This window comes from Campylobacter curvus, from assembly GCF_013372125.1.
Taxonomy (GTDB): domain Bacteria; phylum Campylobacterota; class Campylobacteria; order Campylobacterales; family Campylobacteraceae; genus Campylobacter_A; species Campylobacter_A curvus.
The window spans coordinates 1808905-1823342 of the sequence record NZ_CP053826.1 but is presented as its reverse complement, the minus strand read 5'-3'; the positions used below and the strand labels follow the sequence as shown (position 1 = coordinate 1823342).

The window sequence follows — 14438 nt, the reverse complement described above, 5'->3', positions numbered from 1 at the left end:
AATGAGACATAAACACGGATATCGAAAACTTGGTAGAACGTCATCTCATAGATCCGCGTTGCTTAAAAATTTAGCTATCGCGATCATCAAAAACGAAAAAATAGAGACGACACTGCCAAAAGCTAAAGAGCTTAGAAGCTATGTCGAAAAGCTCATCACAAGAGCCAGAAAAGGTGACTCTAACGCTCACAGAGCGGTTTTTGCCGCTTTGCAAGACAAAGAGAGTACAAATAGGTTGGTTACTGAAGTCGCTCCTAAATTTAAAGAGCGAAACGGCGGCTACACAAGGATAATCAAAACCCGCATCCGCCGTGGCGATGCTGCAGAGATGGCATATATCGAATTGGTAAGCGAATAACTAAATTCAAATAGAGGGCTAAATTTTGCCCTCTGCTTCCCCTTATTTTTATACCTTTTGTTATTAATAACGTCTTATAATCGTCTCCAAATTTTAAAATTTAGGAGATAAAATGAAAACTCTCATAGTCTTGGCGCATCCATCCTTAAAGGATTCGAAAGTAAATAAGCGCTGGATACAAGAAGCAATAAAGTATCCTGATAAATTTACTATCCACGACATATACGGCGAGTATTCACAAGAGATCATAGACGTAAAAAAAGAACAGGCGCTGATCGAGGCGCATGGTAGCATTGTTTTGCAGTTTCCGATATATTGGTTTAATTGCCCGCCGCTAATGAAAAAATGGCTTGATGATGTATTCACGGACGGTTGGGCTTACGGTAAGGGCGACGAAGCACTCAAAGGTCGCAATATGGGCTTGGCTGTGAGTGCTGGTATAGGCGAGAAAAACTATACCAGAACAGGCAAATATCACTACTCTTTAAAGGAAATTTTAGTACCGTTTGAGATAACTTTTGGCTACTGCGGCGCAAATTATAAAAATTTCGTAGCATTTTACGACGCGGAATTTAAAGCCACGCCAGAGCGTATAGAGGCGAGCGTGCCTACGTATATCGATTTTATCGCTTCGGTTTAGATGCGCTTTTATCTGTTGCATGCTAAATTTCGTCCGACTCGTATATACTAAAACTAAATGTAAAATTTTGCCCGGATTTGAGCACCTTATGAAGCGTCCTTAAGAGCTACGAAACAATAAGTCAGGCTTTGTCCTACGTTACTTGAATACAGATCGAATTTCCTACTCTTGTAAGCAGTGGAGCCGCCCCTTACAGATGTCGTTTTGCTCAATAAAGCTTTATTAAACGCCACTGTAAGCGGATCGTTCGTTTTCTTAATTTTTATAAAAATGGCTCTGTTAAAATATTTATTTATTTTCAGCTCTTAAAGCGAAGTCAAACCTTGTGAAGCGACACTATCGTCGCCGATTTGCAGGGAAGCGGCAGCTGACCGCGTAAATCGTGCTATATGTTCGGCGTCTTGCGGAGCGAACATGGTTTGCGAAGTAAGTGTCAATGATTTATTATAATAGAGCCATAAAAATAATCACGGCAAAATAAGCACTTTAAATTTTCTTTTGCCAAAAAGTGTATAATAACCCAAAAATTTCAAGAGGTAAAACATGATACCATTTAGCGACGAAGAGCTTTTAAAGCCTGTCACGGCGAGCCTGCAAAAGGTGCTACCGATGCTTGAGAACGACGGTGGAGGCATGGAGCTTTTAGGCATAAAAAACGGCAAAATTTATCTGCGCCTTACCGGACATTGCCACGGCTGCGCGGCGAGCACGACGACCCTAAAATACGGCATCGAGCGCCAACTTCGCATAGATATCCACCCCGAGCTTGAGGTCGTGAATATCCCCCTTGGAGAAGAGGTCAAATTTGATTGATTATAAAAAACTTGGCATAAAAAATTTCAAAAAAGCCAAATTTCGCGAGGCGATGACATATTTCTCGCTCGCTTATGAGACCAGCAAAGATAAAAACGTGCTATTTTTCATCCAGCTTTGCTCGCTCGCGCAAGAAAGCCCTGAAGAGGCAAGGATGCTCTTTGAGTATTTCATAAATAAGGATAGGCGCGGCGATACCAAAGGAAATTTCGACGAAATTTTGGAGGTCTTGGAGTCCAGGATCGTCTCTGAGGATGACTTTGAGGAGCAAGACGCGATCAGCTATGAGGACTTTAAAGAGGCCGTCTGGCGCGAGGGGAATTTCAAAAAAGTCTTTGAAAACATCATGTTTTCGACCAAGGTCATGATCTCGAACAAGGATGATTTTTTAGAATTTTTAGAAAATCTCATAAAAAATAATTTCCTCGAAATGGGTATGAACTACCTTGAGAGCGCAGCCGTGATGTTTAGCGGGGACGAGCGCATAGGTGCACTTTTAAAAGAGATACAAAAAAGACAGGGCGATGAAAATATCCATTGACGCAAATTTCTTGACGGACAACTCGAACGAGTGCGAGAGCGGCTGCTTTTTCGTGCAAACGCATGCAAATTCTAAATTTTCCCACGATGCCGTAAAAAGGGGCGCGAAGCTCATCGGTCTTGAAGAGTGCAAGAAAATTTTAAATATTGATGAAAATATCAAGATCGTTGGTATCACCGGCACTAACGGCAAAACTACGACCGCCGCAGCGATTTACGAGACCTTAAGAACGCTTGGTCATAAGTGCGCTCTTAGCGGCACACGCGGTGCGTTCATAGAGGGCGAGCGCATAGACGAAAAGGCGCTGACTACTAGCGCGATCTTGCAGACGCTTTGGTATCTAAAAGCCGCAAGCCAGCGAGGCTGCGAATACTTCGTAATGGAGGTAAGCTCCCATGCGATAGATCAAAAACGCATCGAGAGCCTGAAATTCGCACTTAAAATTTTTACAAATTTGACCCAGGATCACCTCGACTATCACAAGAGCATGCAGGAGTATGCGCGCGTAAAGTCGAGCTTTTTTGACGACGATAGCCTAAAGCTCATAAATATCGATGACGGCGGGATAAAATTTAACCCTAAAAACGCTTATACTTATTCGCTTAAGAAGCCCGCTTCTTTCGCCCCGGTCGCTTACGGTCTAAAGGGCGGCATCGATGCTGTCATAAAAACGCCAAACGGCGATGTGCAGATAGATTCGCCGCTTCAGGGGGAATTTAATCTTTACAACCTTATCGCCGCACTAGGCGCGGTATGCTTGCTAGCAAAGCCTGAAAGCTCCAAGCTTGCAAAGGCGATCAGTAAATTTAGCGGAGTGGACGGACGCGTCGAGGTCGTGAGTAGAGAGCCTTTGGTGATCGTGGACTTCGCTCATACGCCTGACGGGATAGAAAAAGTGCTAAATGCGCTGCGCCATCTAAATCTCATCGTGATCTTTGGCGCGGGCGGCGATAGAGATAACACCAAACGCCCGAAAATGGGTGCTATAGCGCAAAGATACGCTCAGATCTGTATCGTCACCAGCGACAATCCAAGAAGCGAAGATCCAGAAGCGATAATAGATGAAATTTGCGGCGGCATGCGCATGGATGAAAACGTATCGCGCATAAGTGATCGTAAAAAGGCGATAGAGCTGGGGCTTGGCAGGCTAAAAGAGCTGGGTGCTGGCTGGGCGCTCGTGATACTTGGCAAGGGCGATGAGGAGTATCAAGAGATCAAGGGCGTAAAATATCCATTCAGCGATAAAGAAGTCGTTTTAAAGGACCTGTCTTTAGAGGGCTAAATTTCGCCTGGCGTGATAATAGCTACTTGCTAGACGAGGTCGCAAATCGCCTATTTAGGGCATCAATGTTTTATTGAAACAAGAACCGAAGGAAAATCATGAGAGTAGAAATTTTATCCAGTAAAATTCACCGCGCTACCGTCACGGACGCAAATTTAAACTACGTAGGCTCGATCACGATAGACGAGGAGCTCATGCGTGCGGCAAATTTACTGGAAAATCAAAAGGTCGAAATTTTAGACGTGAATAACGGCGAGCGCTTCGCCACCTACGTCATCAAGGGCAAAAAGGGCGAGATCTGCCTAAACGGCGCAGCTGCACGCAAGGTCTGCATAGGCGACATCGTCATCATCGTGGCGTATGCTAGCATGAAATTTAAAAAAGCCAAGAAATTCAGCCCGACCATCGTGCACGTAAATGCGAAAAACGAAATGATCAAAAAATAAAATCGCAAATTTTAACGGGCGCAAAAGGGCTTGGGCCTAAAACCTAAGCAAGCTTGTGTTATAATCTGTCAAAATTTCAAAGGTGTTTTTATGTTTGAGGGATTTGACTTTTCTAAGATGGGCGAAGTGCTTGAAAAAGCCAAAGAGCAAGCTCAGGCGCTGGAGGCCGAGAGCCTGAATAAAGAATTCGGCGCAAAAAGCGGCGGTGGACTAGTCAGTGTCAAAGCAAACGGCAAGGGCGAAATTTTGGATATCACGATCGATGATAGCTTGCTCGAAGATAAAGAGAGTCTGCAAATTTTACTCATAAGCGCGATAAACGACGTTTTAAAAATGGCCGAGGACGACAAAAAGGCGATAGCCGGCAGGATGCTGGGCGGTCTTGGCGACTTTGGCTTTAAAGGATAAACGTGAAAAAGCTCCTTTTACTCATCTGCTTTGGTCTTTGGCTTTTTGCCGATCCGCGCCCGACTCAAGACGATTTCCACGCCTGCTACGAAAAAAACAAAAATTCTATCGTGGCTGTGAATAACCATTTTGGCGTCGTGCTCACCAAGGATCTCATCGCCGTGCCTAAAAACGGCGAAGCCCCGATAAACGACTATGTGAAATTCGATCCTTATTTGCAGCTTTATCTCGTGCGCTCAAACAGCGATCTAAGCCCCGCCGCGATGGCTGACGAGACGAACGAGGAGCGCATAAAAAAGAGCACTTGGGTCGGGATCTTAAGCGATAACAATAACACGAAAATGGGCCACATAAAAGCGCTCGGGCAAAATTTAGGCGAATTTGACACGCTTAGCTTCGAGTATAACGCGACTGGCGAGATAAATACCCCTTGCTGCAAGATGATAGGCATAAGCGTGGGCGGCGATAAATTTATCCCGAACCGCTATTTAAAGCATTTTGCGGCGTATGATGATGTGTATTACGGCGATATAGGCGTGAAATTTTTACCAAAAGACGGCAAATTTTTCGTGGCGTCGGTCGATCCTTTGGGCCGAGGCAAGATGCTGATGGTAAATGACGAGCTTATCAGCATAAACTCCAAAACGCCAAAGAGCCTAAGAGAGCTAAACGAGGCGATACTCTTTGCGCCAAAAGGCAGCAAGCTAGACATCATCGTAAAGCGCGACAGAGCCGAGCTTTTATATCAGGTGCCGGTATCTGGGGATCTAAAATTTACCCAAAGCCTTGATGCGTTGATGCCAGATAGCATGAGTATGCCAAATTTAAACATGATGCCCGGTGAAATTTCCTCGCAGATGGACGATAAAATTTTAAGAGACTACGGCATAAGCGTAGGTAAAAATCTAGTCGTGACAAAGGTCGAACCGCGCTCTAACGCCGATAAATTCGGTATAAAAGTGAGCGATAGGATATTACAGGTAAATCAAGAAGAGGTCGTAGATCGCGCTGATTTGCTAGCAAAGATAGCCGACCAGCAAAGCTTTTTGCTGCTATTTACAAGGCATGATTTTCAATTTTTTGCGAGAGTTCCTAAGTGACCTTGCTCGATGAATTCATAAAATTTCTAAACGCAAATTTGCCCAAAGCGCCGAGCTTTCATCCGTATTACGAGGAGGCGCTTGGCGTCATGCTAAAGGCGGGCGGCAAGCATTTTCGCGCTCAGTTGCTGCTTGGCGTCGTAGATGCTTTGCGTCCGCAGCTTACGCAAAATGCCATGCGAGTGGCACTGGGGCTTGAGATGATGCATACTTATTCGCTCATCCACGACGATCTGCCCGCTATGGACGATGCGCCGCTTCGTCGCGGAGTGCCTACGCTTCACACGAGATACGATGAGGTCACTGCTATACTCGCAGGAGATGCGCTAAATACGCAGGCTTTTTATGAAATTTCACGTGCCGACCTGGAGGCGCCGGTCGTCGTAAAATGCGTTGAAATTTTAAGCGCCAACGCAGGAGCTAGCGGTATGGTGCTTGGTCAGGCGCTTGATTGCTTTTTTGAAAATAGCGATAAAGCAGATGTGAAAAACGCTAAAAATAGGCTCGGTCTCGCTCAAAAAAGGCTAAATTTAGACGAACTAGAATTCCTGCATATCCACAAGACCGCCAAGCTGATCGCAGCAAGCCTTGAAATGGGCGCAGTCATCGCAGCTCTTGACGCGGCGCAGTGCGAGCGGATCTACGGCATCGGACTTGATCTGGGCTTAGCCTTTCAGATAGAAGATGACCTCATAGACGCTACTAGCGACGAGAGCGAGGCCGGAAAACCGGTGCATAACGATGTTACAAAGAATTCTTTCACGAATTTACTTGGCATCAAGGGCGCTAGAGACAGCAAAAACGAGCTCATCGCAAAGATACGCCGAGAGCTTTCGGATATGCCAAAGGGCGTTTGCGGCGTGGTTGAAAATTTGATAGATAAACACTTGAAAGGTTGAAAATGCTGAAAAAACAAGCCGATACGATAAGATTTTTGTGTGCCGATATGGTGCAGGCGGCAAATTCCGGTCATCCGGGCGCTCCGATGGGACTAGCCGATATAATGGTCGTCCTCTCGAAACACCTAAAACACAACCCCAAAGATCCTACCTGGCTAAATCGCGATAGGCTCGTTTTTAGCGGCGGACACGCGAGTAGTCTCGTTTATAGCTTTTTATATCTTAGCGGTTATGACGTGAGCCTTGAGGATCTTAAAAATTTCCGTCAGCTTGGCTCAAACACCCCGGGACATCCTGAAATTCACACTCCGGGCGTCGAGATAGCTACCGGACCTTTAGGTCAAGGCGTGGCGAACGCAGTAGGCTTTGCCATGGCGGCAAAATACGCTGCAAATGTCCTAAATACGCCCGAAAACGAGATAATAAACCATAAAATTTACTGTCTTTGCGGAGACGGAGACCTGGAGGAGGGCATAAGCTACGAGGCGTGTGCCTTAGCCGGGCGTTTGGGGCTTGATAACCTGGTGATGATATATGACTCAAACCACATCACGATCGAGGGCGATACGGCCATAGCTTGGAGCGAGGATGTAAAGGTCAGATTCGAAGCGCAAGGATTTGAGGTCGCACGCATAAACGGGCATGATTACGACGAGATAGAATTTGCTCTAAGCGAGGCGGCAAATAAAGACAAGCCCTATCTCATCATCGCAAATACCAGCATCGCAAAAGGTGCGGGCGAGCTTGAAGGCAGTCATAACGCACACGGTGCGCCGCTTGGCGAAGAGGTCATACGCGCAGCAAAGAGCGCGGCAGGCTTTGATCCGGAGCTTAAATTTCATGTCGATGAGGACGTGCTTATTAGATTTCGCGGGGCTCTTGAGAGAGGAGATCTCGCACAGGCCGAGTGGAACAAGCAACTCTTGTCGCTAGATGATGAAAAGGCCAAAATTTTAAACGGGCTTTTAAATCCGGATTTTAGCACGATAGAGTATCCTAAATTTGACGGTAAAAAGCTAGCAACGCGCGACAGCAACGGGCAGATAATAAACGCTATCGCAAGCGCACTACCCGGCTTCATCGGTGGTAGCGCGGATCTAGCGCCGTCAAACAAGACCGAGCTAAAAGGCATGGGCGACTTCCCGTGCGGCAAGAACATACACTTTGGTATCCGCGAGCATGCGATGGCGGCGATAAATAACGCATTTGCCAGATACGGGTTGTTTTTGCCTTTCTCGGCGACGTTTTTTATTTTCAGCGATTATCTGAAGCCAAGTGCCAGGATGGCCGCTCTCATGAGCCTAAAGCACTTTTTCATCTTTACGCACGATAGCATCGGCGTAGGCGAAGACGGTCCGACGCATCAGCCTATCGAGCAGCTAAGCCAGTTTCGTGCGATGCCGAATTTCTACACCTTCCGTCCGGCTGATGGCAACGAGAATGTCCTTTGCTGGCAAGCGGCTCTAAATTTAGGCGCTCCAAGCGCATTCGTGCTTTCTCGTCAAGGGCTTGCACCGCTTGAGGGCGGAGTCTTTGGCGAGGTCAAAAATGGAGCGTATCTGCTAAAAAAGAGTGAAAACGCGAAGATCACCTTTGTCGCAAGCGGCAGCGAGGTCGAGCTTTGCCTCAAAGCGCATGAAATTTTAAGCGGCGATGGCATAGCTACGAACGTAGTTTCTGCGCCTTGCTTCGATCTGCTTTGCGAGCAGTCATGCGAATATCTGGATAAAATTTTAGATAAAAATAGCGTCGTGATCGCCGTAGAAGCCTCAAGAGGCCTTGAGTGGTTTAAATTTGCAGATCATGTTTACGGCATGAAAGGCTTTGGCGCTTCAGGCAAAGCCGCCGAGCTGTTTAGCCATTTTGGCTTCGAGCCGACTCCGCTAAGCGAATTTGCAAAAGGTGTGCTTTAATGGATATCGTTCATATCATAGTTCTTTCATTGGTGCAAGGCATAACTGAATTCCTACCGATATCAAGCTCTGCGCACCTCGTGCTCGTACCGAAGCTACTTGGCTGGCCCGATCAAGGGCTTGCCTTTGATGTGGCGGTGCATATCGGTACGCTAACGGCGATCGTTTTTTATTTCAAAGATAGTATTTTCGGGCTTTTACGCGACTTTTTCGCCTCTATCGTAAGGCGCGAAAGAGTAGGCGACAGCACGCTGGTCTGGGCGGTTTGTTTTGCGACGATACCGGCAGGGATCTTTGGTCTAGCGTTTAATAGTCTGATAGAAGAATATACAAGAAGCGGCATCGTTATCGCGGTCACTACGATAATCTTTGGCGTAGTCTTATATCTAGCCGATAAGAGAGTTGGCACCAAAAGCGAATATGACGTCACTATAAAGCTGGCACTCATCATCGGTTTAGCGCAGGCTTTAGCGCTGATACCTGGCGTCTCTCGCTCCGGCGTAACGATGAGTGCGGCACTATTTTTAGGCTTTTCCCGCGTAGGAAGCGCGAATTTCTCATTTTTGATGAGTATCCCTATCATTTTACTAGCGGGCGGGCTAGAGAGTGTCAAGCTCATAAGGCACGACGTCTCTTACGTATGGAGCGATCTGGCTCTTGCAGCCCTGATCAGCGCTGTGAGCGCGTATATCTGCGTCAAGCTCTTTATGCACATCATTTCAAGGATGAGTATGACGCCTTTTGTCGTGTATCGTCTTATTTTGGGCGTATTTTTGCTCTTTATATTTGTTTAGAGTGATGGTTTAGGCTGTGAATTTAGCAAAAAGGCGAAATTTACAGCCTAAAATTAAATTTCGCATCGATTTTGCGGTATTCTTGTTTGATTTTAAGCACTTTAAGTTATAATACGCTTCTTTGGGTAGATGTCCGAGCGGTTGAAGGAGCACGCCTGGAACGCGTGTAAAGTGAAAGCTTTCGAGGGTTCGAACCCCTCTCTGCCCGCCATCTTTTATCACTGCTGATTATCAAAAGAATTTAAAAGCTTCGTATATATTTGACTACGCTTGCAATATAAAAATTTATATTTTGTCGTAAAAAGGCTTAAAAAAATTTTGTCTCATCATAAAGCTAAAAATTAAATTTATTTTTTAATATATATAAAGAATTTTTATCAATAAGCAATAATTATTAAAAAATTTGTTTCATTTTTACACATATTTTTTTAAAATTTTAGGATTTTAAATTTAGTTATTAAAAATAATAAAATTTTTATAAATAATGTAAAATATCTGTAAATATCCCTTATTTTAGCCGTTTTATGAAATAAATTTTAAATCAATGTAAAGCTAAAGTAAAAATCAAATCACATAAAAATCGCTATATTCTTAAAATTTACTAAAAAAATAATACTAAAAAAATCTCATTAAGAATTAGCTTATATTTAAAGTATTAAAATCGTATTAGAAAAGCATTAATAAATGATAAATGGAGGTAGGAAATCAGGTGCTTGAAGGATAAAATGGCCCAAAGGGTCTTGCGTCGGGAAATTTAGTGAGACTTTGTCTCTAGTTATAAGATAAAACAAAATCAAGGAGTTTTTATGAAACGCAGTTGGCTAAAAGATGGGGTTTTCGCCTGTATCTTCGCCCTTAGTGCTTCGTTTTTTTGTGTATCTGCTCAGGCTACCGAGAGCATGGAAAATGTATCGGATGATGCTCCAAAAACTTTTCAAAACGATGGAGTAAAGCCAAGGACACTTGAAGACATAGTGCATGGGGACGCAGACTTTTGGGACTATCTTAAGAAAAATCACCCTATTTTTAAATTTGAAAAAGAGGGACGTTTGATCGGAAAATACTCGCTTTCTGATCGTCAAAGTGAGTTTGTAAATTTCGGTGGCGGTAAAAAATATGCCGAGAAAGTTGGACATCCTACCTCTATCACATACCGCTTATCTATGGAGTCTTTTTTGGACTTTCCTAATAAATTCGTAGGCCCTGAAAAATGCGGCGAGTGCCACCCGGCTCAATACGCTCAGTGGGAGCGCTCACGTCACGCTAAGACCATAAGATGGCCTGAGGAGCTCAGCGAAGTAAACGGCGATCCAAAACAAGGTATGTACGGCACTAAAACGCCGATCTTAACGACTGGCATCAGGCCTGACGATACTTACGGTATCATCGGAACACCAAGGACGAAATACTGCTTTGTCGATAAATGGCTCGTTCGCGGCACTTATCACGTTATAGACGGCACGCTTGACGATCCTAACTCAAAAATCGTAGCCGGCGGAAATCAGTTCTCCGTGAACTGGACAAAAAACATCACCCCGGAAGTCGCTAAAAAGATAAAAGAAATTTCGCCCAATTTCCCTACCGAAATGAAAGATTTTGGCGGAAACGGCTCGCATATGTGGGGTATGAACTCTTACGGCTCGACATATCAAAACAAGATGCTTTTCCAGCCGGCCAGTGCATACTGCGAGGTCTGCCACTCGTTTAAATTCGACTTTAAAACCAAAGATGAATTTTTCGCGGCATTGGGAAACGCCAAAGAGCTTAGAAAACACACCGTCGCAAGAGGAATTTCATGCGAAGAGTGCCACGGAGCGGGTGCTCACCTATACGGAGCAAGAGGCGCTGGTATGCCTAGTAACTGCGAGCGCTGTCACCAAAGATTTGCATATCATGAAGACGATGCAAAGATCAATCCTAGCAAGCCTTTCAACTCGTTCTTTAAATCAAGCTGCCCTGCTTGCGGAACCGAGGGCTCTCAGCTTTATAACTCCAAACATTATGATAAAGGGCTAAGGTGCGCTACTTGCCACGATCCGCATGAGATCACTAAAAACGACTGGAGAGACAACTACACCCTAACAGGTCTTAAGAAAACATGCCAAGACTGTCACCAAGAGCAAACGGATATGTTTAAATACGGCGGACCTCACGCGAAGGATAACTGCACGGGCTGCCACATGCCGGCTATGATGAGCTGCGAGAATTTCGCCGCCATACAAGACCCGGATAAAGCCGGATACGACAATACCAGGACTTCGCATATCTGGAAAATTTTAGTCGATAAAGATAAAAAATCGATCAACCCTCCTGAAGGACAGCCACGCGATCCTAAGACCACAAAGGGCTGGAGACTCGCTCGCGAGGACGGACGCTTCTTCGTGGATTTGATGTGGAGCTGCGGCAGGACTGCGTTTGAGGATCCAAATTTAGTAAAACCGGGCGCGAGCGGATGCCATAGCGCTATCCAATCCACACTGCCAAAAGAGCTTCATTACACTGATCAAGCTACGATCTATGATGCTGTGATGCAGTGGCAAATGCCTGTAAAAGACGGATACGCCAAAGTTGAGATCGCCTTAAGAAAGATCGATCGCTTGATGGCTGATGACAACAAGCTTTCGACCGAGCAAAAGTCTAAAATTTTGAGCCTTGCAAAACAAGCTCAAGACAATCTAGACATCTTGAAAAAAGACGGCTCATGGGGCGTTCACGGACCAAAATATGCTAAAAAGCTAGTCGATGAGGCTCTTGTTTATACTACGTATGCCCAAGAGATAGCCGAAGGCAAAAGCAAATAGGCACAAAATTTAGAGGGGTTCGTCCCCTCGTTTTTTAAAAACAATAAAGGAGAAAACGGCTATGTTAAAATTTGCCAAGTTTTTATTTATTGCTTTGATGATTTGCCCTGCCTTTGCGTCGATGCCTGCTGATGTAAATTTAGGTATTGACGGGCTCAAGCCTATAAGTCTTAACGAAGCTGAAAATTTAAAAGCTAAAAACGCCTATTTTTTAGATACGAATACGCCGGTTGAATTTAAGCTTAGGCATATCGACGGTGCGATGAACGTAGATGCGAACAACACCGCTTCGATGCTACCTGAAGACAAAGACGCCAACATCGTCATATACGGGCTAAATTCCTCTTCAAGAGAGCCAAACGATGTAGCCTTGGTCGCAAAACAAAAGGGTTATAAAAATTTATATTTTATGACAAACGGCATCGAAGGTTGGGTGATCGCAGGCAAGAAAACCGTCTCATCGCAAAAGACAGACAAACTCACAAACAAAGAGGTAACTAACTTTCACGACGGAGTACACGGCAGACTTAGGTTCGCTAGCGTGCCAAGCTGTCGCGACTGCCACGACTCGCCTAAAATTTTATATGCGAGCAAGGCCGAACGCGAGGAGCTTTTTAAGGATAAAGAATTCGTAAATGACAACTGCAAAAGCTGCCACAAAGATGTAAAGGCTGATTTTGAGGAGAGCGTGCATTCACCGCTCGTGACAAAGGAGCTAAAAGATGGCAGGAAGCTACCAAACTGCACCGATTGTCACGGTATCCACATCGTCGATAAAAGCGGCGTAGCGAAAAATTTGAAGCAAGTCAGCGAAAGTAACTGCGGCAGCTGTCACGAAAAAGAGCAAAGCCTTTATCATCAGACTTTCCACGGCAAAGCGCTTTTACTAAACAAACCGGGCGATGCAGTAAGGGTAGCGGCGTGTTTTGACTGTCACGGCACTCACAACGTGATGAGCCTTGATAATCCAAAATCTACGATAAATCCTAAAAATCGCGTAAAAACCTGCGGCGAGTGTCACCCGAACTCAAATCTAAATTTCACCGGCTTCATCGCACACGCAGATCATACCGACAGCGAGAATTTCCCGCTTCTACACTCTGCGTATGTGTTTATGACAGGGCTTGTGATAACGGTGTTCGTGTTCTTTGGTCTTCACACTCTGCTTTGGTCTATCAAGCTCATAAAAACGAGACTGGAGAGACCTTTAGAGTGGAAAAAGGCGCGAGAGGCGGCTCACAACGATGCGGTAACGATAAAGAGATTTAGTGCATTCCACATAATCCAGCACTTCTTTATGGCCGCGTCGTTCTTGGGGCTTGCATTCTCGGGCTTGCCACAGAAATTTTACGACGCACCTTGGGCGCAAAGCATGATGGATATGATGGGCGGACCGATAATGGCGACAAAGATCCACCATATCTCGGCCATCATAATGTTTGCGGTGTTCTTTAGCCATATCTTTGAGATCATCATCGTTCAAAGTAAAAAGGGCTCAGGATTTTTCAAGCGATTATTCGACGCTGACTCGCTAATGCCAAGATGGCAGGACTTTGCTGATATGAAGGCGCATTTCTTGTGGTTTATCGGCAAGGGCGAGAGGCCGCAGTTTGACAGATGGACCTACTGGGAGAAATTTGACTATCTAGCCGTCTTTTGGGGTATGTTCATCATCGGATTTAGCGGGCTTGTGTTGTGGTTTCCTAACTGGTTTGCAAATTTCTTACCGGGCTGGATGATAAATCTAAGCACACTGGTGCACTCGGACGAGGCGCTACTGGCGACCGGATTTATATTTGCGATCCACTTTTTCAACACTCACTTCAGAGCCGATCGCTTCCCGATGGATATGGTCATCTTTAGCGGGACATTGTCAGAGCAAGAAATCAAGCAAGAGCGTGTCAAATGGTATGAACGCCTCGCAAAAAGCGGCATGCTCGAGAAGCTTTACCATAAAAACGAGAGCTTTGGCTCGTATAAGCTTATCGCTAAGATCGCCGGATTTGCGATGCTGATCACTGGCATGATCTTCCTCTTTATGATGATATACGCTTATATCGCAAGCTTATCTTAATAAATTTAGCTCCCCTTTGCGGGGGCTAAATTTCAAATCCTACCTAGTGCGGTGTGTTTATAAAATTTTAAGAAAAATGATTTTTTTACGATGATTTTACGCATCGGTCGCTTTACGATTTTATAAAAAATTAATAGTAAAAATTTATATTTGCTTAATATCTCTTTGTGAATTTTGATATCACGCGTCAAAGAGTTTAAATTTTTACTCCAAAGATCGGTATCGAAATTTCGCTTTGAAATATCGATTAAATTTTGTCATTTTTTTATCACGGAAATTCTTAAAAAATTTATTAATGATTTAAATTTATATAGCAAAATGCCTAAAAAGCACCGTTTCTCGGTATTTATGTATTAATATTTATTTAAG

General features: G+C 44.7%; 13 protein-coding genes and 1 tRNA gene. All 14 read left to right on the top strand.

What is annotated here, in order from left to right; genetic code table 11:
• Position 1: 1 nt before the first annotated feature.
• The 14 genes from rplQ to CCVT_RS08855 all read left to right on the top strand — a co-directional run bounded on the left by rplQ (position 2) and on the right by CCVT_RS08855 (position 14069).
• A complete protein-coding gene (rplQ, locus tag CCVT_RS08920; protein WP_018137097.1) occupies positions 2–358 on the top strand; it encodes a 50S ribosomal protein L17 in 357 nt (118 codons plus the stop codon).
• A gap of 112 nt (positions 359–470) precedes the next feature.
• Entirely contained in the window at positions 471–998 is a 528-nt protein-coding gene (locus CCVT_RS08915; protein WP_018137096.1) for an NAD(P)H-dependent oxidoreductase, read from the top strand.
• A gap of 543 nt (positions 999–1541) precedes the next feature.
• Entirely contained in the window at positions 1542–1811 is a 270-nt protein-coding gene (locus CCVT_RS08910; protein ID WP_009649487.1) for a NifU family protein, read from the top strand.
• A complete protein-coding gene (locus CCVT_RS08905; RefSeq protein WP_018137095.1) occupies positions 1804–2352 on the top strand; it encodes a hypothetical protein in 549 nt (182 codons plus the stop codon). The genes CCVT_RS08910 and CCVT_RS08905 overlap by 8 nt, the downstream gene beginning before the upstream one ends.
• Positions 2336–3634 (top strand): UDP-N-acetylmuramoyl-L-alanyl-D-glutamate--2,6-diaminopimelate ligase, encoded by a 1299-nt coding sequence (locus CCVT_RS08900; RefSeq protein ID WP_018137094.1) that lies wholly within the window; start codon positions 2336–2338, stop codon positions 3632–3634. Before CCVT_RS08905 ends, CCVT_RS08900 begins: the two co-directional genes overlap by 17 nt.
• 98 nt (positions 3635–3732) lie before the next feature.
• Positions 3733–4080 carry an aspartate 1-decarboxylase gene (gene panD, locus CCVT_RS08895; RefSeq protein WP_009649873.1) on the top strand — a complete coding sequence of 116 codons (348 nt, stop codon included), beginning with the start codon at positions 3733–3735 and terminating at the stop codon, positions 4078–4080.
• A gap of 90 nt (positions 4081–4170) precedes the next feature.
• Positions 4171–4488, top strand: a complete 318-nt coding sequence (locus CCVT_RS08890; RefSeq protein WP_018137093.1) for a YbaB/EbfC family nucleoid-associated protein — start codon at positions 4171–4173, stop codon at positions 4486–4488.
• Between the two features lie 2 nt (positions 4489–4490).
• Positions 4491–5588, top strand: a complete 1098-nt coding sequence (locus CCVT_RS08885) for a DUF7488 domain-containing protein (protein ID WP_018137092.1) — start codon at positions 4491–4493, stop codon at positions 5586–5588.
• Between the two features lie 2 nt (positions 5589–5590).
• Entirely contained in the window at positions 5591–6487 is an 897-nt protein-coding gene (locus CCVT_RS08880) for a polyprenyl synthetase family protein (protein ID WP_026175528.1), read from the top strand.
• Between the two features lie 2 nt (positions 6488–6489).
• Positions 6490–8400, top strand: a complete 1911-nt coding sequence (gene tkt / locus CCVT_RS08875; protein WP_018137090.1) for a transketolase — start codon at positions 6490–6492, stop codon at positions 8398–8400.
• On the top strand, positions 8400–9194 hold the full coding sequence (locus CCVT_RS08870; RefSeq protein ID WP_018137089.1) for an undecaprenyl-diphosphate phosphatase: 795 nt from the start codon (positions 8400–8402) through the stop codon (positions 9192–9194). Before tkt ends, CCVT_RS08870 begins: the two co-directional genes overlap by 1 nt.
• Before the next feature lie 123 nt (positions 9195–9317).
• Positions 9318–9405, top strand: a tRNA-Ser gene (locus CCVT_RS08865).
• 595 nt (positions 9406–10000) lie between these two features.
• Complete coding sequence (locus CCVT_RS08860) at positions 10001–11995, top strand: multiheme c-type cytochrome (RefSeq protein WP_018137088.1); 1995 nt, start codon at positions 10001–10003, stop codon at positions 11993–11995.
• Between the two features lie 61 nt (positions 11996–12056).
• Positions 12057–14069 (top strand): rhodanese-like domain-containing protein, encoded by a 2013-nt coding sequence (locus CCVT_RS08855; RefSeq protein ID WP_018137087.1) that lies wholly within the window; start codon positions 12057–12059, stop codon positions 14067–14069.
• The last annotated feature ends 369 nt before the right edge of the window (positions 14070–14438 follow it).